We start from the raw sequence: 26,295 nt of genomic DNA, 5'->3' as shown, positions 1-26,295 counted from the left end.
TCTTACAACAAGAAATTCCACACCAACCCAAAACGGATCACCGCATCGCGGTACGGGTTCTGCGGATCTGAGAAGTAATCCGGGTTAGAGCTGAAGAGTGAGTTGAAGTGCTCGTACTTAAAGTATACCCGTGTTTGACGCACTTTTACATTGAAAAATAGATCTATCAACGGGAAGCCGCCAAACTCCTGCTCATTCTGTAAATAGAACTCGCCCAGAACGGGATCGTATCGGTTCATCTCATAAGCGGTAAAGTACTTAAAGGTTACGCCCGTTTGTACAAAGAGCGCTTTTTTGAACCATTCATCTTCATAGAATAGCGAGTTTCTGGTCACCAATTCTGGCACTTTAAATACACTTTCTCCGTCCAAAAGGGTTTGATACATGATGGTGTTGTTCAAACCGAATTTACGCCAACGCAGTTCACGAGAGACTTTGACCTTTAAGTAATCCACACGACCACTAAACTGAAACGGTCTCGGGGTCGTAAAACTTGTGGTTCCGTCTGTAGAAGTCTCAGTTACTCCATCAAAATAGGCGTAGTCTTCAATCCCGGTATAGGTCACCTCGGCATCAAAAAGTTTATCAGAAGTTAAGAGGAATTGAAACTGTTGTTGCTTTACGTTCTCAAAATCGTTCTGCCAGTTATAGTTGATATAATCGCTTTGGTGCAGTAGGAAATTATAATTAGGCGCACGCGAGGTGATCGCGGCCCTAATGCGCACTTTGTTGTTGTCATTAATCGCATAACCTGCACTACCTTCCAGATAATTCCCTTCAAAGTCTCCGCTTACATTAACACCGATACGGCCTTCTAAGTCAAACCCCTTATAACGCTTAGCATAACTTCCTCCAACGCTAATGAAATCACCTTTCAAACGGTTGGTTATGGTTTGATTATCTAAAATAATGACGCGCTCATAACCGTAATTGAAATTGGTATATCCGGCATAAAAACGCATATTTCCAATGATAGGATTCTTGTATTCTAAATTCCCCTCAGCGTAAAACTCCTCTAAAGTAGAGCGGTCTTGCAAGTTGGTGGTCTCATAGGCCGGACCAAAACCATCAAAAGGAGACTCTTGAAAATACTCAAAGTACTTATCCTCAAAACTCACAATATTCCCCACACGCAGGGTATTGGTTTGGGTGGAATCTGGTTGGATCAATGCATAATCGTGATCCAAATGAAAACGCTTACCTACCAAGATATTCTCTGCATCTTCAAAATTTACCTCTACCCGTCCGCGGTCATCAAATTCAGGATCTCCAGCGGTAAAGATGGGAATGAAATCGTCTCGGATCCCTCCGTTCTCATTGTTGAGCAGGTCTTGAGTGACCATATGCGCTCGGGCTCTATAACGTTTATCGGGAGAGAAATAGTTGGTCGTAAATCTAAAGTTCCCTGTAGAAGTTAAGGTGCTTTGATAATTCCCTAAAGAACGCAAACCTTTGTATGCAATAGAGAAATTGAGGTTTGGTTGGGTATTGATGGTAAAGAAGGCATCCAACTGCTGTCCTTGTTGGAATACCGTTTTAAAATACAATTCGGTGAGCGGCGTGGGAACACTGTAGTAATAGGTGTCCTCAATTTCCATATAGTTGAAATGACGCGCTCGGGCTCCAAACTCGGGAGCGAGACTGACTTTAGTTAAATCATAACCCAGACTGTTATAGGTCTGCCCCACATTGGCAAAAGGCAAGAGTTCAAAGTCATCTTTACGCAGATAATTGAACTTATAATCCTTGGCCATGGTCAAGGTGGTGTCTAAATTGGTGGTGTCACGCTTTACAGAAATGATCTTGTACAGCTCAATCGGCGGTTTGTCCGTTGGGTTAGTAATGTTGTTGTCAAAATCACCGCCGCGATTGTTGTTACGCCCATCATTATTGCCTTGCTGCTGATTGAAGGGCACGCCCGTACGTTGCGCCATCACCGGAGACAAACCTCCAAGGAGCATCAATACGCCAAGAGCAAGAAAAAAAGACCTGTGGCTTTTTGAGGGTAGTAAAAAAAATCTGCGCTTCATTCCAGTAGTTGCACGCAAAGTTATACTTTTCAACGTATTCTTATCTTAAATTTGAACGTGCTGAAGTTAAAAATTCATAAAACCCTCTTGGAATGCGGTACTGATGAAGCCGGACGCGGTTGTCTTGCTGGTCCCGTAACGGCTGCAGCAGTGATCTTACCGGATGATTTTAGACTCCCCGCACTGAACGATTCTAAAAAATTAACCCACAAACAGCGGGAAGCCTTACGCCCTGTTATAGAAGAAAAGGCCTTAAGCTACGCAGTTTGTCATGTGTGGATGGAGGAGATCGACAAGATCAATATCCTGAATGCCTCCATTACGGCCATGCAGCGCGCCATAGCTCAATTGGATCCCAAACCTGAATTTATAGCCGTAGATGGCAACCGATTCAAGGCTGTTGAAGAGATTCCCCATGAATGTGTTATTAAGGGAGATGGTCGCTATTTACACATTGCGGCGGCCTCTGTGTTGGCCAAGACCTATCGGGATGACGTTATGCTGGAACTGCATGAAAAACATCCACAATACGCTTGGGATGCCAATAAAGGCTACCCTACTCAGGCACATCGGGCAGCAATTAGAGAATTTGGCAGCACTCCATATCACCGCATGAGTTTCAAACTTTTACCCGAACAACTCAAATTGGATCTTTAGCTGTTAAAAACCTTTCGATAAACAGACTAAAGTCTGCTTTAAAAACGTTGCAATTCCTAGTATTTTTGTTCAAGATGAGGGGGCCATTCAACAACATGCGATTTCACAAAACAAAACCAACAATAGGTTCTGTAATTCTTTTGTTGTTGGTTGTATTGCTGATCTCAGCCTGTGAATCAGAGCGCAGGTTTGACGGCAAACTCAGTTTTTACGTGCCTGCGGATGCTAGCCTGATCGTGCGCAGTCACGACCCCAAAGACATTATTAGTGAACTAGAAAACAACAGTTTCCTAAGAGGATACGAGCGTTCTGATAGCTTACCCGGTATAGCCGCGCTTTGGCAGCGCTTTGACACTTTGAACCCGCAAGGCGAATCTTGGTTGTCTTTTACTCCAAGTGCGGACAGTTTGCTTAATATCGGGCTCATTACCCAAGTAAAATCGATCCAAGAAAACGACTCAACTGCAGTTGATGGCTGGCTCACGGCACTAAGAGCACGAGAGGATAAAAAACTGGAGCTTCAAACAGATAATGGCCCGCTGTTCTTACAATTAGAAGCAGACGTTTTGATCGCCACGACCTCTGCTGCTTTGCTACAAAAATGCTTGGACGGGCCTGGGTTAGGCAGCCAGCAATTAGAAAAACTAGCGGCTTCTTTAAACACAGACAAGGCTGCAGTGTTCTTTAAAAGAGGCTTGGCCAATGAAGGTTCTTTTGGAAGAGGTTGGCAAGGGGTTTCCTTAGAATTGCAACCCGATGGTTTTGGGTTTTATGGAGTAGGTCAAACTAAAGATTCTACTGCTATTTGGAACCGAAAAGACCTTGGACTGCCGTCGCAATTAGCTTTGGCCAATATTGCTCCAGCGACCTCAAGCTTTGTTGTGGAGCGCAGTTACAAAACTCCTGTAGACACTTTGTCTAATAATGTGGATGGCAGCCTTGCGACACAACTCTTAGACAACAGCAGCAGCTATGGCTACTTGGAAGGCCCTGGCGGAAAGGCCCTTGCATTTAAGGCTATTGACAGCCTCAGCTTTCAAGAGATCCTCAATACCTACGCAAGTGAAAAGGATCAGTTTAGAGCCATTAAAAGATACGCGCTTAGTGACACCCTTAGGTTTGATTCTAGCCTGTATCCGTGGTTGAGTCAGGTGGAAGCTACTGGATTTTTTAGGCTGGAGGATTACTTTGTTTTTTCTGAAGAGCCCTTGGCTTCAGAAGCCATCATCAGCAGCTATAGAAATAAAGCGACTTTGGCCAATCGCTCCGATTACGCAGCTATTAGTGCTGGTTTGAGTGACGTTGCGCATCTTAGAATTTACGGCCAACCAGAAAGGCTGCGCCCTTACCTGAGTGATTCGGCAACTGGCTTTTTTGCACAGCAATCGCAATTGAGTCCTCAGCAAGAACATCAACTCATGGGATTGCAATACACTGCTTTGGACGGTGTACTCTATTTACAAGGACAAACCGTATTGCCTCAAGCCAAACAAACCACCACAGGCATTCAGGAATTGAGAAGCATTACGCTGGAATCTTCTCCCTTAGCCGATCCGCAGTGGTTCACTAACCACAGAACCAAAGGAAAAGATATTGTCTATCAAGACGTAGAGAACACGCTCCACCTGCTTGCTTACAACGGAAAATCCCTTTGGACACGCAAGCTCGGTGAACCAATCTTAGGGAGGATCCAAGAGGTTGACCTGCTCAGAAACGGCAAAAAGCAATTGGCTTTTGCTACATCCAGCCGACTCTACATTATTGACCGCAATGGTGATGATGTTGGCCCCTTCCCTATCAAGTTCAAGGACGAGGTTACCCAGCCCTTGGCCATTTTTGACTACGACAACAACAGAAAGTACCGTTTTGTCATTGTGCAAGACAAAGACATACTCATGTATGATGCCAAGGCCAAGATCGTTAAGGGATTCACCTTTACGGAAGCACCAACTGCTTTAGCCATGCCTCCACAGCACTTGCGTATTGGCAACAAAGATTACTTAACCTTCCCCTTGACAGACGGCAGACTTTTGATCAAAAGTCGTGTGGGGAAAGATCGTGTGAAGGTCAATAGCACCTTTGCCTTTGGCAGCTCTCCCATTTTTGAGGAAGGCGGCAACTTTGTGTTCATCTCTGGAGATGAAACCAAGGTCAGTATTGATACCCGCGGCGGAATCAGTCGCAAAGAACTCGGAGTTGAACAGGGTTTTTCCTTGGTGATCAGCGGCAAGACCAAAGTCTCTTTGGATGAGAATCTACTGCGCATCAATGGTCGACTCTACGAACTTCCTTTTGGTGTTTATAGCGCTCCTGGCATCTTTCAAGTAGGTAGAAAACGCTATATAAGTCTTACAGACCTGCAGGAGAAAAGCGTTTATGTATTTGACACTAACGGGGATCTACTGCCTAACTTCCCGGTATTCGGGACTACCTCCGCAGTGATCGGTGATGCCAATAGAAACCGCAGACCCAATCTGCTTACCCAAAGTGATAAGAACACTTTGACCATCTACGAGTTTTAAACTCCATTTGTTTACTTCTACCCATTGAGCGGTACTAAAAGTTGATCAGCTTCAAGAAAAACCCTGAATCTTTGATTGGGCGTATGACGCATGCTGGCATTAAGTAACTTTAAACCAACTAATTAAACCGCATCAGAATGAAACATAAACACCTTCAATTACTGTGTGTCAGTCTTGTTTTTTTATTGATTGGACCACAACTGCAAGCACAAACCAAACGTATCAAAAGACCACGCGGCAGTATTGGTGTAAGCAGTGCAGATCGGTTTGTACGTGAATCCTTTGACCTTTATGATAAGGTTTACCGTTACGACGGATATTTAGAAAGTGGAACTTCCCTGTCGGATGATGACATTAATGTCTTAGAAGCAGCGATTGATGATGTAGACGGACTGTTACTAAGCGCCCCAAACGTTATTGCTGATCTTGACGGAGCCGGTGTGATCAAACAATCCAAAGGGGTCTTACAGATCAATAAGGCCAAGAAGGCCTTGCGCTATTGCGCGGAAACGATTCCCAAGCTTTTGGCAGGTCGTAAATCTGGAGAGTCTGAAGACAGCGACGACCAAGAAGAGACCACAACCTCTTCCGACGAAAATACCAGTGGCACTCAAAGCGACTCAGGAAGTGCTGATAATGACGCCTCGACTAACGCCTCACCTCCTACCATAAACAGTAAGTTCGATTTTGTCCCAGGGGATCAGATCATTTTTGAAGATGACTTTTCAGCGGATTTTATCGGTGACTTCCCTTCCCGTTGGAATACCAACGGCAGTGGTGAAGTAGTCACTTTTGGAGATGACCCTACCAAATGGTTGGAACTTTCTTCTGGCTTCTACACATTCTACGTTCCAGACGTTACCGAACTGCCAGAAGAGTACACCATTGAATTTGATGTACGCACCGCAGGTATTGACCGCAAAACCTCTAGTTCGGCCAGATTTAGAGTGAGCGTGGAAGAGGAAAACAGTTTAAAACGAACTAACAACCGCGTGGAGGTATCCCTGAACTATCCACAATACGTAGGGAATTCCGCGATCATTGTGAGTCGTATTGACGGAAAAGATGTGATCAACAACTCGCTCAATGTGGAGCTTCGAAAAGAACAATTAGAAATCCACCACTACGCCATTGCAGTCAACAAAAGACGCATCCGACTTTGGGTCAATCAAAAGAAACTCATTGATGTACCAAGAGCCTTACCCGAAGTTTCCATCATGAATGGTATAAAGCTCAACACCAGTAGTTTTAAAGACGGTAAGGAACGCTTCTTTATCACCAATTTCAAGGTAGCCAAAGGCGGATTGGACCTCAGACGTACCTTGATGAATGACGGCCAAGTATCTACTTCTGGGATCTTGTTTGACTCTGGCTCAGCAACCATCAAATCGCAATCCTATGGGATCATTAAACAGATCTCTCAGGTATTGCTGCAGGACAAGAATATGAAACTCAAGATCGTGGGCCATACTGATAGCGACGGCAACGACGATACTAACCTCAGCCTTTCCAAACAACGCGCAGCTGCCGTTAAGCAAGCCTTAATTGACATCTACGGAATTGACGGAAATCGCTTAAGTACAGATGGTAAAGGAGAACAAGACCCTATTGCTGATAATTCCACCCCAGAAGGCAAAGCCAAAAACAGACGCGTGGTCTTTATCAAAGAGTAATTAAGAGAGGGCTGCAGTTGCGAGTTCAGCCTCAAAAAGTTCGGAGAAGTGCTTTTTTAGTTTAGACTTAACTTCTTCCATGGACACCTCAGCGGTGCCGAGTTCAACATTGAGCGAGGTTACCGCTTTGTCTTTTATACCGCAAGGGATCATATGATCAAAATAGCCTAAATCTGCATTCACATTAAAAGCAAATCCGTGCATGGTCACCCAGCGGCTGGCACGAACACCCATAGCACAGATCTTTCTGGCAAAGGGAGTACCTACATCCAGCCAAACACCGGTCTCGCCATTGGAGCGCTCGCCTTTTAGGCCGTAGTCTGCCATAACGCGAATGATCATCTCTTCCAGCAGGCGCAGGTATTTGTGAATGTCTGTAAAGAAGTTTTCCAGATCGAGTATGGGATAACCTACCACCTGGCCAGGCCCGTGGTAGGTAATATCTCCACCTCTATTGATCTTATAAAATTTTGCATCGATGGCTTCTAATTGTGCCTCTGGAATAAGCAAGTTGTCAAAATCTCCGCTCTTGCCTAAGGTGTAAACATGCGGATGCTCAACAAACAACAAATGGTTGGGTGTTGGTTGGTCATCCTGCTGACGGCGGTTGTGGATCTTAATGTCTAAGATCTGCTGAAAGAGCTCTTCCTGATAATCCCAGGTCTCTTTGTAATCTCGCAGTCCGAGGTCTTGAAATTGAATTTGCTTGTTGTCAGCCATCAATAGGAAATTTAGTCTTCCAAAACTACCTCAATATCCATGAGGTCTGGATCTTTCATATAATCCATAAAGCCTACAGAGTAATAAAGGGTCTTCCCATCATTGCTGAAGGTAGCCGTTTCTCTGTTGGTAGATTTGATCTTTCTCGGGAAGGTGTATTCCAGTTTGTAAGAAGACGAACTGAAGAACATTTCCATGCTCTTTATACTGTCAATCTGCGTTTGATACTTCTCCGCGTCGACAATATAGGCGTCTCTTTTAAAGACATTATTTTCAAAGGTATAGCTGACCTTCACACTCTCATCATTCTTAGGCTGTTGCTGCCCTGCGTCTCCGCCGGCATTCATGAGCCCGTTCAAGCTGTTGAAACCGTCGTTGATGTTGTTGGCTTCTGATACGTTTTTAAAGTCTGAGAAGATGTTGAATTTCATCACCCCTTCTTCTTCATCGATCAGCATGCGCATTTTAAAATTCTCCATGGCCATGATCTCGGCACGCTCCTTAGCGGGCAAAGACATGATGCTGTCTTTATTCTCTCTAATGAACTCTTTGAAGTCAATGATGGAATCTACTTTTTCCTTCTCTCCGTCTTCATCTCCGCCACCCATCTCTCCGGCCATGCCCATGAGTTCAGAAGCGTCAAAGTTTACAGAAAGCCGACCGCTGCCGTCTTCATTCATGGTCATTTGTTCGGTGAAGTTACAACTGATCATGACCAAACCGATCAGTAGCATAAGTAATTTGCTGAATACTTTCATAGTGTTGATGATTATCTCTCTGGGTTATTTAATATGATTAGGGCGGCTACCACTCCGGGCACCCAACCGCAAATAGTTAATATTAAGACAATTACAATGGAACCGCAGCCCTTATCAATCACCGCTAAAGGTGGGAAGACAATGCTGAGTAATACGCGCCATATGCTCATAAATTCTAAGGATAAAGATACATTAATTAATACAGATAGGACGGCAGTTTAACCGATGTGTTACGCCTTGGACTTTGGATTTTTTGTACCGCGAGTTTTCCCTACTTTTGAGTGTGAAGTTTTACTACCTACTTCTGAGCCTACTCTTGCTTCCGGCCACCAGCTTTGGACAATATGTCTTTGAGGGTCAGGTGGACCCGGGAGATTGGAACGGACAAGCGTATTTGTCGGAGATTGAAGACTACCGTAAACTCAATGGTGTGTTCAACGAACAACTGATTCAATGGGTTTCTTTGGACAGTTTGGGGATCTTTCGTTTTAAAGGTAATAAGCTGTCTGATAAAAATAAGCTCTACCGCATTCACGTGGATCGTTGCGCTTCTTATGAGCAGGACTTGAATCACTTTACCGGGAACTGTGAGCACAGTAAGGCCATGATCATCATTGCAAACAATAAGGACAGTATTACGCTGCCGCAGCGCTTTGATAACGAGATCTTCTGTGAGGCCATCAGCACCAATGAAGCTACTTTGGCTTTACTTAAGGTCGATTCTATTATGGAGGCGATGAAGTACGAATCCGTTGGATTGCGCTCTCAGACAGCCCTTGACAATTTACTCGATGATTGGACGGCTAGATTGCATGAATTCGGAAAGGATCAAGATCCGCTCGTCGGCCTTTATATTTATGCAAGATTAACCGACAGAAGTACCATTTTTTACGATCATTATGTAAAACGATTGCAGCAAACTCCCTTCTATGCGGATCTAGCTAGTCGATTGGAAGCTGCCTACGGCGACTCCAAAATTGCAAAGCAATACATTAGGGAGCATGAAGTGGAAAGTAGTCTGATCGCCCAAGAATCTTCCCCAGACCGTTCCACCGAATATTTGATTGCAGGCTTGGTATTGTTCTTAATTGGCTGCGGATTTTATTACCTCAAGATCAGAAATTCTTCAATAAAGATCACGCTCACGCCGCAGGAAGAAAAGGTCTTCCAACTGATCCAAGAAAATAAGACCAATAAAGAGATCGCCGGTGAACTTTTTATCAGTCACAGTACGGTAAAATCTCATGTAAACAACATTTACCGCAAACTGGGCGTGACTTCAAGGGATGAAATCAAATCACTTAAGATCAAATAGTTAATAAATTTCAAACGGGGGTCTAGTACCCGTTTCCAACGGCAATTTTACCCATCGACTTAAAGAATTAAGCACTTTCGTTGCTGAACAAAAATGTATTCAGCATGAAAAGACTTATCCTCCTTTTGCTCCTTGTAGCAAGCACGGGTTTTGCCCAAAGCACTAACAACTTAATTACAGACGGCAAAGGCCGAGAAGTCCTTTGGGGACCTTTTGAATTTGCAGACCTCACCCGACCCCAATTTGTAGACTGGTATCAAAAAGGCTACGACAACTACACGCCAGATACGCAGGTAGTAAAAAACTTAAAAGAAACTATTGGTAACTATCAAATAGAGGTCTTTATGGGAACTTGGTGTGGGGACAGCAAGCGGGAAGTTCCAAGATTGATCAAACTTTTTGGGGATCTGGATATGCCCAAGGCCAATGTAAACTTGATCGCAGTTCGTAGTGACGGTGAATTTTACAAGCAAGGACCCAATGGCGAGACGCTGGGTCGTAATATTCACCGCGTACCTACCATCATCATTTCAAAAAACGGACAAGAGATCAATAGAATTGTGGAAGACCCCATTGTGAGTCTAGAAGCAGATCTGCTCGCCATTATCCAAGGAAATTATCAGCCGCAGTATCCTATAGCCAATGCTTTGGGCAGTCAACTTTCAAATGATAAAGATCGAGGCCTATCGGATAGAAAACTCAAAAAACTCGCGACAGAATTCAGTGACAAGACCTCCTCCTTCTATGAACTCAATACTTTGGCCTATGTGCTCAGCACTCAAAGCAAAGAACAACAGTCAGTAAGTGTGCTCAAATTGAATAGTCTGTTGTTTGACAATGAAGCGCAAGTACACTATCGATTGGGTAAAAAACTGGAAGCACTCGGGGCTTACGATGAGGCTGTAGACGCCTATAATAAAGCCATCAGCCTCAAACCAGAGATGGCCGATTACTCTGAGGCACTTGAGCGTGTAAAGTCGGCTAAAGAAGGGAAATAAATTGCTGCAAGGAAGAATTTAATAATAGAGGCAAAAACTGTAATTTTGCCTCTTAAATTCTTTAGCATGCAATTGTCTGAACAAGAACTGGTGCGCCGCGAGAAATTGGCGCAGATCAAAGCCCTGGGGATAGACCCTTATCCGGCAGCGGAGTTTCCCGTTGACCATACTTCTGCAACCATTAAACAGGAGTTTTCAGAAGGTAAACAGGTTGTTGTTGCAGGCCGATTGATGTCTAGAAGAATTCAAGGGAAGGCCTCCTTTGCAGAACTTCAAGATGCTGACGGACGTATCCAAGTATACTTTAACCGTGACGAGATCTGCCCGGGAGAAGACAAAACTGCTTATAACGAACTGTATAAAAAGCTGCTTGATATTGGGGATTTTATTGGAATCCACGGCGAGCTCTTCACTACTCAGGTAGGTGAAAAGACGGTGATGGTTAAAGAGTTTGTGCTTTTGAGCAAAGCGCTAAAACCACTCCCACTTCCTAAAGAAAAGGACGGTGTCATTTACGATAAGTTTGACGACCCCGAGCAACGCTACCGTCAGCGCTACGCAGATCTGGTTGTAAACCCTCAGGTTAAAGAGACTTTCGTGAAGCGCACCAAGCTCTTCAATGCCATGCGTGAATTCTTTAACGAGGCTGGTTATTTTGAAGTAGAGACTCCGATCTTACAACCGATTCCAGGAGGTGCTGCGGCACGTCCGTTCATTACCCACCACAACAGTTTGGACATTCCGCTTTATATGCGAATTGCCAATGAGCTGTATTTAAAGCGACTTATTGTTGGTGGATTTGACGGAGTCTATGAATTCTCTAAGAACTTCCGCAATGAGGGGATGGACCGTACGCACAATCCGGAGTTTACAGCCATGGAGATCTACGTGGCCTATAAAGACTACAACTGGATGATGGACTTCTGTGAAAAGCTGTTGGAGCACTGTGCAATGGCCGTGAACGGAACCACCAAGGCGACCTTTGGAGATTATGAGGTAGATTTTAAAGCTCCTTACAAGCGCATCAGTATGCGCGACTCTATTTTGGAGTTTACCGGTTTTGATATTTACGGAAAGTCAGAAGATGAGATTCGCGAGGCTTGTAAAGAACTTGGCGTTGAAACCGATGAAACGATGGGTAAAGGAAAACTCATTGACGAGATCTTTGGAGAGAAGTGTGAGGGCAACTATATCCAACCGACCTTCATCACTGACTATCCAAAAGAGATGAGCCCGCTCTGTAAATCACACCGTGAGAATCCAGAGCTCACCGAGCGCTTTGAGCTAATGGTCTGTGGTAAAGAAATTGCCAACGCCTATTCAGAACTAAACGATCCTATCGATCAACGCGAGCGTTTTGAGCATCAGTTAAAATTGGCTCAAAAAGGAGATGATGAAGCTACAGAATTTATTGACTTTGACTTTTTGCGCTCTTTAGAATACGGTATGCCTCCAACCTCTGGTATGGGAATTGGTATGGACCGACTCATCATGTTCTTGACCAACAACCAATCCATTCAGGAAGTCTTGTTCTTCCCGCAAATGAAGCCGGAGAAAAAGCAGGTGGCTTTGACCGATGAAGCCAAAGGAGTTTTAGAGCTGCTTCGCAAAGAAGAAACCATGCCTTTAGGAGACTTGAAGCAGCAGGCAGGACTTTCTAATAAAAAATGGGACAAAGCCATTAAGGAACTCACCAAGAATGGTTTGGCCAAGGTGGAGAAAACTGCGGACGCGCTTTTAGTGAACTACGTGGGATAGATTTTCGTATCTTCCCGTATGGAGCATTCGGTTTTTGAATTTTCAAGCGGACTTTGTCATGTCATGACGGATAAGATCGTATTTAATCAAAGTACGAATCCAGAGGAACGCTACGGCCTGCCGTCAGTAAAACCTTCTGATATGATTACCCCAAAACTGATCCCGGCCGTGTTCTTTTTTGCATTGATACTCTCCATTGTTTTAGGCGATCCCTTTGACAACTTATCGCCCTTGGTATTGATCATGCTGGCTATGTTTGCCTTTATTTGGATCTATGATCAAGGAGCATCTCAAACGCAGATGATCCCCATGGAAAATCTGTTGTATGTAAAATACAAAACGATCAAACTGGGAGAACCTCAAGGTTATTTTGTGTTTCACTTTAAAGATGGCGACGGTAAAAAAAGGCGTCGGGTCATAAAAATGAAACCCTTCACCGAGGGTAGTAAAGAAACTATTGAGACCGCTAAATCCTCATTCACTACTCGCGGAATTTTTCAAAGCTGATGCAAACCTATTTTGCCACACAAAAAGGCTTGTGCCACGTTTTGGAAGATCGTTTGGTGTTCAATCAAAGCAGTAATCCGGAAGAACTTTTTGATATAGATGACACCTACAGTGTGGTGTCTCCTTTATGGATGGCGAGTGCCCTACCCGGCTTATTTCTATATTTTTTAGCCACCCAAATGGCCAGCTTTCAAAACTCAGAAGTGGTTCATATAGTCTTTGTGGTTTGTGCCGTTCTGTATTGTGTGGCTTGGGTATACGCGCATTATGATATTGTGCATCAGCAAACCATAATGCGGAAAGATTTTGTCAAGATCAAGACCAGCCCAGCTTTTATGCAGAAGGCCTACAGACACTTGGTTGTTTATTACCGGAATGAAAAAGGCCGTCTGCGCAGACACTATATCATGCTACGCCCAGAAAGCCTTGGCGGTAAGGAAGATTTAGAGATAGCCCAAAGTATTTTTACCGCTCAAGGATACCTGCCTCATAATTTTTAGATAGATCTAGCGTTTTTTAAGCAACACTAGACTATCATTATGAAAAACACTTCCATTGCATTCTTGCTATTATTTGTGCTGCCTTTTACTGCTGTTTGCCAACGATCCATGCTTTTTAAAACTGCTTTGGACGAAGCCTTTGTAAGTGCAAATTTTAGGGGGAATGAAGACAGCCCGCATTACTACAACCCCATCAATTTAGAAGTCGTCAATAATGAAAGTGAGGTGTTGACGCTCATCATCAATACGGGTCAGATCTTGTATTCAGAAAACCCAGATGTGCAAGACATCATCATTACTCGCGGAGAAGAGATCACCCTAAATCCTCAAGAAAAAAAGACCATTTCGCTTTACGGAATGTGCATCCAAGAATTTAATGCTGCCCCAGACGCCAACGCAGTCTATGAACTAGGTGAAATGGCTACAGGCAATCTAAAAACCTTAGCAGAACGTATCCGCAAGGAAGAAGCTTACGGTATAGCCGGGCAACAAGCTATTTGGGCTTTGACCAATGGCCGCCCAATAGCCGAGATCAATTCTATGGACATTGCTCAAACCAGTGAAGCGCGCGGTTTGGTGATGGACCTTATAGATTCAGACACCATTACGGTTGCAGGAGAGACCATCCGCCGTCCGCAAGGCAATGGACTCATTAAAAGATCCATGGAAGGAAAATTTGAGTACCGCCTCTCCAAAGAATCTAAAGTGCATATTGCGCTGTTCAATGAGGATAATATTGTCTTGGACGAACTTTTCTATGACGATGCAGTAGCCCCAGGAGAACATAAGTTTGATTATGCCTTGGATCATATGATAGACCCCAAACAGTACTACTACGTGCGGTTGATCATTGATGGCGAGATCAAGATCAACTTTGAAATGAAACCGCGCAGTTAGGCTCCGCCAAAAAAAAAATAATATTCTTGTCCCCCTTTTGTAAAACAGCTTCGTAATAAGAGTGTAAATATTCATTAACTAACTCCGGAAGTGCGAGATAGAACTTCTGGACAAAAAACTCTTAATTATGAAGAATGCATTAAACTGGTTTGAGATCCCTACTACGGATTTTGACCGCGCAAAAGACTTTTATCAAGCTGTTTTTCAAGCAGAAATGGAAACCTTAGAAATGCCCGAATTTGATCAAGTGATGGCTTTCTTTCCGTCAGACCAACAAGAAGGTGTGGGTGGAAGTATTGTAAAAAGTCCAGACGCCACACCGTCTCAAACAGGCTCCATCATTTACTTGAATGGCGGAGACGATCTCGCTCAACCACTCGCTCGAGTAGAGGCTGCAGGAGGAAAGATCGCAATCCCGAAAACGGCTTTGGGACCGCATGGATTTTTTGCGACCTTTACAGATACTGAAGGGAATCTGGTTGGATTTCACTCACCAAACTAAACTACTCAACAATTAAAATATACAATCATGAAAGATTTTATGATGATCTTCATTGGAGAGACCTATGCAGACATGGGACTGTCTCCAGAACAGCTACAAGAACGCATGGGTAAATGGTTTACCTGGAGCAATAAAATGGAAGCCGCCGGAATTGTAAAAGGGGGTGAAGCTTTGCATGACCCGGTGCGTAGAATTTCAGGGCCGGATCGGGTGGTGACCGATGGACCCTTTGCAGAAAGTAAAGAATTGGTTGGCGGATACTTTATTGTAAGCGCCAAAGACATGGACGAAGTTCAAGAAATAGCGCAGGACTTCCCAGATTACGATTTGGGCAGTACGGTAGAGATTCGAGAAATCATGGTCTTTGAAGACTAATGGATAGTCAAGTGGTCGATCATCTTTTCAGACACCAATACGGAAAGATGATCGCTGTCTTGACCAACTTTTTTGGGTTGTCGCATTTGGAGTTAATTGAAGATGCGGTACAGGATACCTTTGTCAAAGCCACACAGCAATGGCGCAAACAAATTCCAGAGAACCCAGAGGCCTGGTTTATTAAATCGGCCAAAAACAGAACCATTGATCTGCTCAGAAAAGTCAAGGCAGATCAGCTCCGCAGTGAAAAATTGGCACACGGAGCAGCGAGCATTCACCTCAACGATTTGTTTTTAGATCACGAAATAGAAGACAGTCAACTCCGCATGATCTTTGTGGCTTGCCACCCGGAATTGGCTCCAGATGAACAACTGGCCTTTGCGCTAAAAACCATCTCGGGATTCTCGCTAAAAGAGATCGCTGCTGCCTTGCTGACTAAAGAAGAGACCATAAAAAAACGACTCTCCCGCGCTCGTAAAAAAGTCGTAGAAAAGAAGATCCGCTTTGAGTTTCCGGACAAGGCACAGATCCCTACAAGACTGCAAGGTGTACTGCGAGTGATCTATTTGATCTTCAATGAAGGCTTCCACTCTACCAAACGCGAGGCGCTCATAGACCGAGAACTCTGTGGAGAAGCCCTGCGTTTGAATCAATTGGTGCTTAAAAAAGAAATGCTGCGCTCCGGCAGCAGCTATGCCCTGTTTGGTCTGCTTTGCTTCCACGCCTCCCGTTTAGAAAGTAAGCTCAGTGAAGATGGGCAGCTCATAGATTTAGAATCACAGGATCGATCGCTTTGGCATTTCCCACTGATCAAAGTGGGCAACGATGCCATGAATAAAGCCGTGACCTATCCGGATCAGTCCATCTATCATTTAGAAGCAGCAATTGCTGCAGAACACCTCAAAGCCAAGTCCTTTAAAGACACCAACTGGCGAGCCATTTTGGAGCACTACAAAAAGCTTCAAAAACTGAATCCCAGCGAACTGAACAGACTCAACATAATCATTGTGTTGCTTCAGCTTCAAAAATATGAGCTCGTTCTAGGGCAACTCTCCACCATAGATGAATCCCAATTGAATCAACGAGCATATCTCTTATGGGCCACTTGGGCTGATTTCCACTTTAAAATGGACGACAAAAAATCAGCCTTAAAGTATATGGATAAAGCCCTAGAGACCGTTAATAATACATTGGAAAAACACTATCTCTTACAAAAACGCAATGATTACCTATAGCCTAGAACCCCAATTGACCGGGGAAGAATTTCAAAAATTGTTAAATGCCTCTACCCTAGCCGAACGTCGCCCTAAGGCTCTGGAAACACTCAAGGAAATGGTAAAACACGCCGACATTATTCTGACCGCTCGTGATGGAGACAAATTGGTTGGGGTATCTAGAAGCATCTCCGACTTTACCTATTGCACCTATCTGTCTGATCTGGCTGTAGACGAGGCTTATCAGCATCAAGGCATAGGCAAGGAACTCATCCGGCTAACGAAAGCACAAGCGCCCGAGGCAAAATTGATTTTGCTTGCGGCTCCGGCGGCCCGAGAATACTATCCGAAAATTGGCATGACACAGTTTGAGTATTGTTTTTACCAATAAAAAAGCCCCGACATCATTACAATGCCGGGACTCCAAAGGCAGCTGCTCTCGCATCAAAACCTCTTCCAACTTGCGTTAATTCTTCTCTGCGCGTTCCAAGAATTTAATGTCACGCGTATTTTTTTGAACCGCTACCGCTGCAAAGAGTGCCAGGGTAAATGACATGCCGTAAAAGCCTTTTTCACTCAGGTCGATGTCTGCGTTCCACAGTCCAATGATCAGCAATAGTATAGAGGCTATTGTAGTGAACCAACTGATGCCGTAGTAAATTTCAGTGACGGGAATGCCTTCCAAGCGGTCACGAACACTTTTCTGCACGGACACCACACTAAACAATCCGAACAGGAGAATGGTGAAGTAATATCCCTTCTCATTGAGTTCCATACTTACGTTCCACAGCCCGACACAGTAGGAAACCATTCCAATAAAGAGCGCCGTCCATGAAGCGGACACAAAAGCCGAGGTGGGTTTGCAATCGAAGTTCTCTGGGTCAACAGTCTTAGATTTAAAGGGTGCGTTGACTGGTTTTTTGGTTTTAAACACTTGATCTTCCATAATTCTTGTTTTGATGATTTATGTTTTGATTACAGGGCAAATATGGATCGATTCGAATAGGCTACAAACACAAGTTTTATAAAATACTTACGTTTTATTTAATACTTTTATTTTTACTAACTATTATTTTCAGTAGTTAATTGAACTTTTACTTACGTTTAAATGATCGAATTAAAAGAGACGATTGCCTTATTAGACACTGATGAGCAGCTTGCCTTTAAAAGGCATTTGGAAGAATTGAACCGAAGATCGGACACCAAGAATACAGATCTATTCCAAATGCTTTGCAAGGGAAAAACGGAAGGATTGGATATTGCCTTATACGGAAAACCGAATAAGAATGCCCTTTACGTACTGAGCAATCGGATACAACATCGCTTGATTGATTTCATCGCTACGCAAAGCTTTTCAAAAGAGACCTCGGCAGACATGAATTGTCTTAAACTCTTACTGGCAAGTAGGATCTTTTTTGAACAGAAAAAGATCAAACTCGGCTTTAAAACCTTAGAAAAAGCCTTAAGCGCCGCAACGCAGATTGAAGCCTACTCTATTCTCAACGAGATCTATCAAACCTATTTACAGTATGCCCATTTGCAGAAGCGCCGGTCTTTACAATCTTTACTTAATGAGGCCCAAAGCAACAATGAGCTCTATCTGCAAGAACTCAAGATCACAACGCTATACGCTCAATTTCAAGGGAAGAACAGCTCCGCAGCAAAGATTCGCTTTGACCAGCAACTTGCCACTGCGATGGAGGCCGCCTCCCTCAAGCTAGATCATCACTTGAGTTATAAATCCCTCTTTCAACTACTCAGTCTAGCCACAGAATACGCCCAAAAGAACCAGGCTTTTTTTGAGATCTTGGAGTTTTGCCAACAAATCAAAAGCCTCATCATTTCCAAACCTGAACTTCAAGGCCGATACGCTTTGTACCGCATGCGTAGCTTACACCTGATTGCCTTGAGTCTCTTTAGAAACAAACAACTCCGTGAATGCCAGGATACCGTCTCACTACTAAATGAAGATCTCAACAGCTATTCCAGTTATAAAGCACTACTGCGAGACAAAGTTGCCCTTTTACAAAGTCTGTTATACTTCTACGGCGGAGCTCCACAAAAGGCCACAAACCTGCTTGACAAACAACCCAAAACAGACCTGCATGCACAACTGACCCTTTGCATGTATTATTTCCACCAAGGCAATTTTGACAAGGTGAGCCAATTGATGCGTGCACTCAACCACAGCGATGCTTGGTATGAAAAGAAAATGGGCTGGTCTTGGGTAGTGCAAAAAAACATCATTGAGATCCTGCTGCTTATTGAACGAGACAAATTAGATCTGGTACTGTTGAGACTGAATCGATTTAGAAGACAGTACAAATCCATCCTTAAACAAAAACAACAGCAGCGCGTAGTGGCCTTTCTTAAGATTGTAGACACCTATTACCAAAACCCTAGAGTGTTGCAAGACAAGGTTTTTGTGGATTCAATTAGTTCCCAGCTAACTCAAAAAAATCCCTTGGAGGAAGACATCTTTACCATGAGTTTTTACGCCTGGCTCAAGAGCAAGATCACAGGAGAAACACTCTATCAAACCACCCTAGATCTTGTAGGCACCCATGGAAATTAGCCAGAAATTGTAATGCAAGCCCTACTCTTTGCGACTACTTAGGCATCATGGAAACTACAACTACAAAAGACATTATCATTTTTGATGGAGAATGCAACCTCTGCAACGGCGTTGTGGGTTGGCTACTCAAATTTGCTCCGGCAGACCTCTTTAGCTTTGTTCCTTTTCAATCTCCAAAGGGTCAAGAATATCTAAAGCAATTCGGTTTTAACACCGAAAGACTTGAAACCGTAATCCTCATAGACCAAAACGGCGTACACACGCACTCCGACGGATTTCTGCGCGTGGTTGGGAAGATCGATAAATGGAAACGCGTGGCTGCTTTATTGGCCTTTATTCCAAGATTGATCCGTGATTATATCTACAAGACTGCGTCCAAAAACCGCGTGCGTTGGTTTGGAAGTTCTAGCAGTTGTGCTATTTCATTAAAATAGTTAGTCTCTTGGCACTCTTATCTCCGACCCTAAGAATAGGGCATTTAAAAACAATCGGTTAGTACCGTACCACGACCCTCTAAAGTTCGGGTTGTCTGCAAACATCACCACACGACCGCCACCTACAGGACTTACAATTAGCGAGGCAGAAGGTTTGATCATCTGCTCCAAATTGTCTGGTGAAATAAAACCATCGATATGTGGATTGGCCGTATACTTAGCTACCGTGCTGTATGCACTCGTGCTCGGTTGCAAAAAGACCAAGTTGTTTTTGTAGACTGGCAAACGCGTGGAAGTATATCCAAATCCAAGCGGATGGGTCAGATCCAAGTCGGTCTCTAAAATAACCCCACCTACACGTTCACGACCTATGTTCTCACCGGCATCCACATAAGGCTTACGCTCCACTGTAGTGTCTTTCTTGTCTTTACTCTGGGTGAACTTTTCATTGACCAATTTTCTACTTACCGCCCAGCGAGAAGCATTGGCAATGGTAATCAAGGTATTGCCCTGTCCCACCCAAGATTTTAGGCGATCTATCTGTGTAGAATCCAGTTCACGATAACTGCCAGAGACCATCACTAAGGTGTTGTAACGATCCAAGTCAGCAAAAGAAAAGGCGCGCATTTGTATTTTGGTTATCGGCATACGCACACGCGTATCCAACAAATGCCAAACTTCTCCTGCCTCATAGGAATTTACGCCATTCCCAATAAGCATAGCAGCTTTGGGTTGATCCAAAGCTCTAAAATTGTTGCTTCCCAGATCAATTCCCTTTACACTAAAGCCTGTATTCACAGCATAAAGCGGAACTTCAAAAGCAGTTTCAGCCTCTTTAATGATGGTGTAAACTTCCGATGCGGAAAGATTCTGTTTAGAAACCGGAATCAGCACCGTTCCGTAATCAAAAGACTGCTCTCCAGCATGGGTCACAATGCTAAAAGGCTTAAAGGCAGCATTCACCACAATGCCCTTGGACTGTAAATGATACAAAGCAGCCGGCGCATTATAATCGTTCCAATCCAATAAATAAGCGTAACCGCTTTGTGGCACATTCTTCACATTGGTTATACCTTCTGTGGAAGTCACTGGAGTACCTCCCGGATTGCGCGTTTGCCCTTTGTAAGGCACATTGTAAAAGTTAGCAACACTCCAAGCAGAGGCGTCATAGAACACCGAATCACGATAGCTTTTGTAAGTCTCAAAAAAGGATTGCACCATACGACGTTGCGGCTGCGCTAGCGGCACTGAATACTGGTCCCCGCTTTTGTAGACCTCGATCTCATGCAACAACAATTTGTCAATAAAGGCCTTCATGCGGTTGCCGTCTGTTCCCTTATTAAAGGTATAAGCAGCATAACCCGTAGGCGCTTTTTCATTGACTGCGGATTTAAAGAAATCCTGTTGGTATTTTCTAAGCGTACCTTTATTCTCAACAGCAGCCTGCACGGTAGCCATGCTGGAAGTGTATTGGTTTCTGATGGTAAACGGAAAGGTGATCTCTCCAAAAGCCGTTTCTTGAACATGTCCGCGAGAACTCGCCTGTTCAAACAAAAGCGCTAAAGCCCCTTGCAGGTCTGGGTAGGAAGATCCATAACCGGGATAAGTTCCATCAAAGGATTCCTTGGTGTAATAGAAAGATCCAATCCCGTTCAAAGCATCTTCATAATAAGTCGCAAAAAGATTGTTTAGGTCTTCATAGTTCTCTTTGGGCATGATGGGATCTAAGGACCCGATGGGTTTCATCGGCTCAAAGAAATAGGTAGAATTGGTGCCCATTTCGTGAAAATCAGTCACTACATTCGGATACCATTGGTGATACCAACTGAGCTTCCCGCGACTTTCCGGGTTGATTCCCAACAACCAATCTCTGTTGAGATCAAACCAGTAATGGTTGGTACGCCCTCTTGGCCAAGCTTCCCAGTGTTCTGCATCCATAGGATCAGACACCAAAGGATTTGCCTTGTATTGATTGGCCCATTGGGTATGTCTGTCACGCCCGTCAGGATTGATGGTAGGATCGATCATAATGATCCCGTTCTCCAAATAATTGAGCACCTTTGGATTGTTTGAAGCTACCAAAGTATAGGCCGTTAGCAAAGCTGCCTCAGAACTCGATGGTTCGTTTCCGTGCACGTTATACCCCAATTGAATAAAGATGGGTAGACTTTCATACGCATTGGGAGATTGCTTAGGGTCCACATACTTTAAATGCTCCGCTTTTATTTTTTCAAGATTTTGCAAGTTTGCCGGCGTGGAAATGGTCAACATCACCAATTTACGACCTTCATGTGTCTTTCCATAAGTAGCTATGGTAGCTCGATCTGAAACCTGAGCCAACATCTTAAAATAGCTCACAATCATATCGTGGCGGGTGTGCTGCGAACCAATAGGATACTCCAAATACTCCTCAGGAGAAGGGATATCTGAATTAAACGGTCCTTGATCCTTCAAGAAATAATCTTGAGCCTGCGCGGCCGGAATCAGCAATAAAATAGAAAGGAGGGTAAAGGAAAGAAACTTTCGCATGAGTAAAGTGATTGGTTGAAGCATAAAATTACGGAAATATTAGTCCATAAAAAACACCGCCCCTAAGGCCCCCCTTGGCAAAGGGTAACTTAGAGGCGATGAACTTCCAACCAAAAAATAAAAACTACTTCCTTACCTTACTTAAGAAAGCAATGCTTTGTGCAACCAAGGCGGCAACAGGCTTTGAGCTGTGCAGAATACAGGACTAATTAAACAATAATGGCCTGCTGACTGCCGTTGGTTTGCTATAGTGAAACTCTTGACGAGTTGTAGTGTTTAAAAGAACTTGATTCGAAAGTACCACAGTGCGGCAATTCATAAAACCGACATCGAGTTAAATGGTCATTTGCCTGAGTTAAATGGTCGTTTGCCTGAGTAAAGCAATTTCAGGTTTTTGATATCCCCTTGGTTTTGGTATATTTAGCAACATTTTTACGCTATGAAACTTTACCGACTTATCTTTTTCTTCGCTTTGGCGTTGGCTGTGACCGCCTGTAGCGACGACAACTACTCGCCTAGCGACGACACGACCACAGACGATACTTCCACCACAGATGACACCACGGACCCAACCGATGACACCACTGGCGGAGGAGATACTACTACAGATCCAGATCCTGTAGATTTTACAGACAAGCTATCTGAACTGCCTGTATTTGAAGGAAACTTAAGTGACCTTACGCCTCGTGATGGCGTTTATCTTTACGAATTGAACTCTGGCTTATTTACTGATTACGCGGCCAAACAGCGTTTGATCCGCTTGCCGAATGGTCAATCTATGGAGTATGCCGGAGACGATCAATTGCCTGATTTTCCAGACAACACTTTAATTGCTAAGACCTTTTATTACAATATAGACGATCGCGATCCTTCTTTAGGAAAGCAGATCATTGAGACTCGTATCTTATTGAAGCTTGCTGGCGAATGGTTAGCTGCAGACTACCTGTGGAATGACGAGCAGACCGAAGCTTTCTACGATGAAGACGGTGGCGAAGTTCCCATCAGCTATATCGATAGTAATGGAGTAACTCGTAATGTAGACTATATTATTCCTTCGCGTTCTGAGTGCATTGTATGTCACTTCAACAACGCAGTTACTACTCCTATTGGGCCAAAACTTCGCAGCTTGAACTTCAACCCGAACAACGAGTATGTGAACATCAACCAACTGCAGTATTTTATCAATGAAGGCATTTTGACCTTTGCACCAGACCCAGCTTCTTTGGCGCTATTGCCAGACTGGGAGGACGACGCTGCATATACCTTGGAAGAGCGCGCAAGAGCCTACATGGACATCAACTGTGCGCACTGTCACAATCCTAACGGTGTAGTAGGAACCTTTGATATGGATTTCCGCTATGAGACGGCCTTTGACGATTCAGGTATTTATGCCAATCGCGGGGAAATTGAGGCCAGAACACTTTCTACCTTAGTAAACTATCGTATGCCTCAGTTAGGCCGCACAGTTGTGCATGAGGAAGCCGTCACTATGTTGGTGGAATACCTAGAATCCTTAGACTAAAGGAATCTAAAAAGATCTTTAAACCGCCTTTCGAGGCGGTTTTTTTATATCTAATTTTTTGTACCTTCCTTAAGATTTCATCAACTATCACTATGAAAAAGATCCAATTAGCAGGACTGTTTTTGTTTTTGCTGATGCTGCCCGTGCTGCACAGCTGCTCTAACGAGACCGACCCTACAGACGATACCGAACAAACCACAGACGACACCGTAGACCCAACCGATGACACTACAGCTGGTGGCGGTGACGGGGATTTGCAATTCACGGGTACGCGCGTGAGCGTGACCTTTGACCTCTGTGAGCTTCCGTTCTGTTCCATTAGTCAACTAGTATTCTTGGATGAAAATATCGGTTATGCCGTTACTGGAGTTTATGTCTATAAAACCATCGACGGCGGGGAGACTTGGGAGTATCTGATCAATCAAGACATCACCGGCAAGCTCATTGCCTTGTCTGAAAATTTGTTGTTCCTCAATACCTACGATGGGATATTAAAAACGACAAACGGCGGAGATTCCTGGAACAATATTGAGCGTCCCTTGGAGTTCCTTTGTGATGGAGCGGGAATTAATACTGGATATATTCAATTTGTTGATGATGTAAACGGATTTGTGCAAGACCGCTGCGAGTTTCTGGAGCTTTACAGTACCGTGAACGCAGGAGCTAACTGGAATCTGATCCTTTCGACTACCCTGCCTATTAAAGAGTATTATTTTGAAGATCGATTGAACGGCCTTGTCAGAACTGATGAGGAACTGCTGGTTACCAGTGATGGCGGTGGTAATTGGAATAGTTTAGAAAGCATGCCGTCCTTGTTCGATTACGTCATAGCGCGTGATGGATTTTTTGAGTTCCCGGACGGTTCTGCAAACATAGAAATGCCCTTAGAGCTTTCTGCCAGTGCCATACCATTTACTTTTGATGTTAATGCCTTAGGCGATATCTCTGTAGTGTTTTTTGATGAAGAGGCAGGATCTGAACGTTGGCAACTCTATCTCTACGTTCAAGAAACTGCGAGCTGGATGCTGGTAGACACTTTGGAGCCTTTATCGGATCCTTTATCCAGTTATATTACCATTCATATGACAGACGCCAAAACCATGTTTATCGGGATCTCTCGTTCTGGAGAGATTTTAAAATACTTTGTTGAATAATTGAGTATGCATCAGAATTTACAATCAGAACTTAGATCCTATTTAAACCCCGGGGAAGGATTAATCTGGACAGGCAAACCCAAACAAGGGGTTGTTTTTAGATCTGCAGATGTCTTTATGATTCCTTTCACCGTGCTCTGGTGCGGCTTCGCAATTTTTTGGGTAATCATGGCCAGTGAGGCTGGTGCCTTTGCGCTGTTTGGAATTCCTTTTGTTTTAGTCGGATTGTTTTTGGTCTTCGGACGTTTCTTTGTCGATGCGCGAGTCCGAGCGAAAACTGTTTACGGCATCACTCAAGACCGCATCTTGATAAAATCCGGAGTATTCAGTACTACCCTGAACTCCGTCAGCATTAAAAACATCAGTCATTTGGAGTATCAAGAAAAATCAGACCGCAGCGGCAGTATTCTGCTCGGCCCACGATCTCCGCATCAACGCTGGAGTTCAGGCATGTCTTGGTGGCCGGGAATGAAAACTGCTCCTCAACTGGAACTCATTAAAGACGTTCGCAACGTATACAATAAGATCACAGAACTGCAACGCGGCGACCTCACAGTCAACTTCTAAACCTCTAAAGTTAATAAGTGTTAAGAATTTCTGGTTGGATTAAACGCTCAGGAGTTTGTGCAGTCATAAGGGCAAACAAAACATTAAAACTTTAGAAATCATGAAGAATATTTTAATCCTTATGCTCGCCCTGACCACCTCAGCAGCTTTCGCCCAACGCGGACACCGAGGTCCAAATCCACAACACGGTCCACAAGCAGAAATGCTCAAAGACTTTAGCGCAGAACAACTGGCACAATTAGAAACCAAAAAGCTCACCTTGGCTCTAGACTTGGACGCTGATCAACAACTAGCCATGCTAGAAGTGCAAACCAAGATAGCTCAAGATAAAAAAGCTATGATGGAAGCAGCCAAAGCACGCAAAGAGGCCGATGAGATCAAAAAACTCACCAGTGAGCAGCGTTTTGAAAAGATGGACGCAGCACTGGACAAAAAGATCGCCATTAAAGCAGAGATCAAATCGATCTTAAATGCAGATCAATACGAAAAATGGGAGAAAATGCAGCATGAGAAAAAACGCGGTCGCAAGGGCAGACACGCCAAGAGAAAGTAAATTTTAACAGTTGATTTGTAGTTGAAAAAGCCAAAAAAACGGATGAAAAACGTGTTTTTGGCTTTATTCTTGTAAACCCTTTCTTGTAAGTAAATATTTAGTACATTAGTACACTCAGGACGGCCTAGAAGGCACTGACGCCCCCAAAGGTTCCTGCTTGAACAAAACAAAAAATTTAAGAAATGAAACGTATTTTCAAATTAGCGCTTTTGACTTTGGTACTTGGATTGTTTTCTCAAACCATGAACGGACAAACGCTTACTGCAAGTGGAGATAAGCCAGATGAAATGGCTAAGGCGGAATTGGCTCAATTAGACAAAGAACTAAACCTAAGCGATGAGCAAGAACGCACTCTATTCCGTGCAATTGTAAAGCGTGAAGTAGAATACAGAAAGAGTGTTAAGGGAAAAGACCCGAACAACCCGAACGTTGCTCATGTTGCTCGTAAATTGGAGGAGAACTTCAACAACAGCATGAAAGAGACGCTTACTGAAAAGCAATACAAAAAATGGTTACGCAAGCAGTAATCATTTAA

The 26,295-nt window shown here is 43.9% G+C and carries 26 protein-coding genes; 20 read left to right on the top strand and 6 right to left on the bottom strand.

The annotated features are described in order from the left end of the window. Positions 1 to 2: 2 nt before the first annotated feature. On the bottom strand, positions 3 to 2,030 hold the full coding sequence (locus POW22_RS05895; protein ID WP_272831701.1) for a putative porin: 2,028 nt from the start codon (positions 2,028 to 2,030) through the stop codon (positions 3 to 5). 57 nt (positions 2,031 to 2,087) lie between these two features. Between POW22_RS05895 and POW22_RS05890 the strand changes: the two genes are divergently transcribed. From POW22_RS05890 to POW22_RS05880, 3 genes are all read left to right on the top strand, one after another. Next, positions 2,088 to 2,687, top strand: a complete 600-nt coding sequence (locus tag POW22_RS05890) for a ribonuclease HII (protein WP_272831700.1) — start codon at positions 2,088 to 2,090, stop codon at positions 2,685 to 2,687. 95 nt (positions 2,688 to 2,782) lie between these two features. Then, on the top strand, positions 2,783 to 5,209 hold the full coding sequence (locus tag POW22_RS05885; RefSeq protein ID WP_272831699.1) for a hypothetical protein: 2,427 nt from the start codon (positions 2,783 to 2,785) through the stop codon (positions 5,207 to 5,209). Positions 5,210 to 5,346: 137 nt separating this feature from the next. Continuing rightward, entirely contained in the window at positions 5,347 to 6,882 is a 1,536-nt protein-coding gene (locus POW22_RS05880; RefSeq protein ID WP_272831698.1) for an OmpA family protein, read from the top strand. On the opposite strand, the gene lipB is transcribed toward POW22_RS05880, so the two are convergent. The 3 genes from lipB to POW22_RS05865 are packed head-to-tail and all read right to left on the bottom strand — an operon-like array spanning position 6,883 to position 8,530. Continuing rightward, the gene (lipB, locus tag POW22_RS05875) at positions 6,883 to 7,602 is read right to left on the bottom strand and encodes a lipoyl(octanoyl) transferase LipB (protein ID WP_272831697.1); all 720 of its coding nucleotides are present in this window, start codon (positions 7,600 to 7,602) and stop codon (positions 6,883 to 6,885) included. It lies immediately after the preceding gene. 11 nt (positions 7,603 to 7,613) lie between these two features. Next, positions 7,614 to 8,360: a hypothetical protein gene (locus POW22_RS05870; RefSeq protein ID WP_272831696.1), complete on the bottom strand. Its 747-nt coding sequence runs from the start codon at positions 8,358 to 8,360 to the stop codon at positions 7,614 to 7,616. Between the two features lie 11 nt (positions 8,361 to 8,371). Further along, on the bottom strand, positions 8,372 to 8,530 hold the full coding sequence (locus POW22_RS05865; RefSeq protein ID WP_272831695.1) for a YqaE/Pmp3 family membrane protein: 159 nt from the start codon (positions 8,528 to 8,530) through the stop codon (positions 8,372 to 8,374). Positions 8,531 to 8,643: 113 nt separating this feature from the next. Between POW22_RS05865 and POW22_RS05860 the strand changes: the two genes are divergently transcribed. The 10 genes from POW22_RS05860 to POW22_RS05815 all read left to right on the top strand — a co-directional run bounded on the left by POW22_RS05860 (position 8,644) and on the right by POW22_RS05815 (position 16,817). Beyond that, a complete protein-coding gene (locus tag POW22_RS05860) occupies positions 8,644 to 9,675 on the top strand; it encodes a response regulator transcription factor (protein ID WP_272831694.1) in 1,032 nt (343 codons plus the stop codon). A 104-nt stretch (positions 9,676 to 9,779) separates the two neighbouring features. Beyond that, a complete protein-coding gene (locus POW22_RS05855) occupies positions 9,780 to 10,673 on the top strand; it encodes a tetratricopeptide repeat protein (RefSeq protein ID WP_272831693.1) in 894 nt (297 codons plus the stop codon). 66 nt (positions 10,674 to 10,739) lie between these two features. Next, positions 10,740 to 12,431, top strand: a complete 1,692-nt coding sequence (gene lysS, locus POW22_RS05850) for a lysine--tRNA ligase (RefSeq protein WP_272831692.1) — start codon at positions 10,740 to 10,742, stop codon at positions 12,429 to 12,431. An 18-nt stretch (positions 12,432 to 12,449) separates the two neighbouring features. Then, the gene (locus POW22_RS05845) at positions 12,450 to 12,938 is read left to right on the top strand and encodes a hypothetical protein (protein ID WP_272831691.1); all 489 of its coding nucleotides are present in this window, start codon (positions 12,450 to 12,452) and stop codon (positions 12,936 to 12,938) included. Next, complete coding sequence (locus POW22_RS05840) at positions 12,938 to 13,438, top strand: hypothetical protein (RefSeq protein WP_272831690.1); 501 nt, start codon at positions 12,938 to 12,940, stop codon at positions 13,436 to 13,438. Before POW22_RS05845 ends, POW22_RS05840 begins: the two co-directional genes overlap by 1 nt. A gap of 39 nt (positions 13,439 to 13,477) precedes the next feature. Then, complete coding sequence (locus tag POW22_RS05835; protein WP_272831689.1) at positions 13,478 to 14,335, top strand: hypothetical protein; 858 nt, start codon at positions 13,478 to 13,480, stop codon at positions 14,333 to 14,335. Between the two features lie 127 nt (positions 14,336 to 14,462). After that, complete coding sequence (locus tag POW22_RS05830) at positions 14,463 to 14,837, top strand: VOC family protein (RefSeq protein ID WP_272831688.1); 375 nt, start codon at positions 14,463 to 14,465, stop codon at positions 14,835 to 14,837. Positions 14,838 to 14,864: 27 nt separating this feature from the next. Then, on the top strand, positions 14,865 to 15,212 hold the full coding sequence (locus tag POW22_RS05825; RefSeq protein WP_272831687.1) for a YciI family protein: 348 nt from the start codon (positions 14,865 to 14,867) through the stop codon (positions 15,210 to 15,212). Then, entirely contained in the window at positions 15,212 to 16,447 is a 1,236-nt protein-coding gene (locus tag POW22_RS05820) for an RNA polymerase sigma factor (RefSeq protein WP_272831686.1), read from the top strand. The genes POW22_RS05825 and POW22_RS05820 overlap by 1 nt, the downstream gene beginning before the upstream one ends. After that, the gene (locus tag POW22_RS05815; RefSeq protein ID WP_272831685.1) at positions 16,434 to 16,817 is read left to right on the top strand and encodes a GNAT family N-acetyltransferase; all 384 of its coding nucleotides are present in this window, start codon (positions 16,434 to 16,436) and stop codon (positions 16,815 to 16,817) included. Before POW22_RS05820 ends, POW22_RS05815 begins: the two co-directional genes overlap by 14 nt. 75 nt (positions 16,818 to 16,892) lie before the next feature. Here POW22_RS05815 and yiaA read toward each other — a convergent pair whose 3' ends face one another. After that, positions 16,893 to 17,372 (bottom strand): inner membrane protein YiaA, encoded by a 480-nt coding sequence (gene yiaA, locus POW22_RS05810; RefSeq protein WP_272831684.1) that lies wholly within the window; start codon positions 17,370 to 17,372, stop codon positions 16,893 to 16,895. Between the two features lie 162 nt (positions 17,373 to 17,534). Here yiaA and POW22_RS05805 point away from each other — a divergent pair, with 162 nt between their 5' ends. Together POW22_RS05805 and POW22_RS05800 are read left to right on the top strand one after the other, a co-directional pair. Then, positions 17,535 to 19,001 (top strand): hypothetical protein, encoded by a 1,467-nt coding sequence (locus POW22_RS05805; RefSeq protein WP_272831683.1) that lies wholly within the window; start codon positions 17,535 to 17,537, stop codon positions 18,999 to 19,001. A gap of 47 nt (positions 19,002 to 19,048) precedes the next feature. Continuing rightward, positions 19,049 to 19,435 (top strand): thiol-disulfide oxidoreductase DCC family protein, encoded by a 387-nt coding sequence (locus POW22_RS05800; protein WP_272831682.1) that lies wholly within the window; start codon positions 19,049 to 19,051, stop codon positions 19,433 to 19,435. Here the strand turns inward: POW22_RS05800 and POW22_RS05795 are convergent, their stop codons facing one another. Beyond that, the gene (locus POW22_RS05795) at positions 19,436 to 21,964 is read right to left on the bottom strand and encodes a M14 family metallopeptidase (RefSeq protein WP_272831681.1); all 2,529 of its coding nucleotides are present in this window, start codon (positions 21,962 to 21,964) and stop codon (positions 19,436 to 19,438) included. Positions 21,965 to 22,403: 439 nt separating this feature from the next. On the opposite strand from POW22_RS05795, the gene POW22_RS05790 reads away from it, so the two are divergent. The 5 genes from POW22_RS05790 (at position 22,404) to POW22_RS05770 (ending at position 26,287) form a co-directional block, all read left to right on the top strand. Next, positions 22,404 to 23,486 (top strand): hypothetical protein, encoded by a 1,083-nt coding sequence (locus POW22_RS05790; protein ID WP_272831680.1) that lies wholly within the window; start codon positions 22,404 to 22,406, stop codon positions 23,484 to 23,486. Positions 23,487 to 23,578: 92 nt separating this feature from the next. Next, positions 23,579 to 24,640: a WD40/YVTN/BNR-like repeat-containing protein gene (locus POW22_RS05785; protein ID WP_272831679.1), complete on the top strand. Its 1,062-nt coding sequence runs from the start codon at positions 23,579 to 23,581 to the stop codon at positions 24,638 to 24,640. A gap of 6 nt (positions 24,641 to 24,646) precedes the next feature. Further along, positions 24,647 to 25,207 carry a YdbT family protein gene (locus POW22_RS05780; RefSeq protein WP_272831678.1) on the top strand — a complete coding sequence of 187 codons (561 nt, stop codon included), beginning with the start codon at positions 24,647 to 24,649 and terminating at the stop codon, positions 25,205 to 25,207. 100 nt (positions 25,208 to 25,307) lie between these two features. Further along, positions 25,308 to 25,760 carry a hypothetical protein gene (locus POW22_RS05775; protein WP_272831677.1) on the top strand — a complete coding sequence of 151 codons (453 nt, stop codon included), beginning with the start codon at positions 25,308 to 25,310 and terminating at the stop codon, positions 25,758 to 25,760. Positions 25,761 to 25,942: 182 nt separating this feature from the next. Next, entirely contained in the window at positions 25,943 to 26,287 is a 345-nt protein-coding gene (locus tag POW22_RS05770; protein ID WP_272831676.1) for a hypothetical protein, read from the top strand. The last annotated feature ends 8 nt before the right edge of the window (positions 26,288 to 26,295 follow it).

This window comes from Gilvibacter sediminis (assembly GCF_028561565.1).
Lineage (GTDB): Bacteria > Bacteroidota > Bacteroidia > Flavobacteriales > Flavobacteriaceae > Gilvibacter > Gilvibacter sediminis.
The sequence above is the reverse complement of the archived record's forward strand: the minus strand, read 5'-3'. Positions and strand labels throughout refer to the sequence as shown.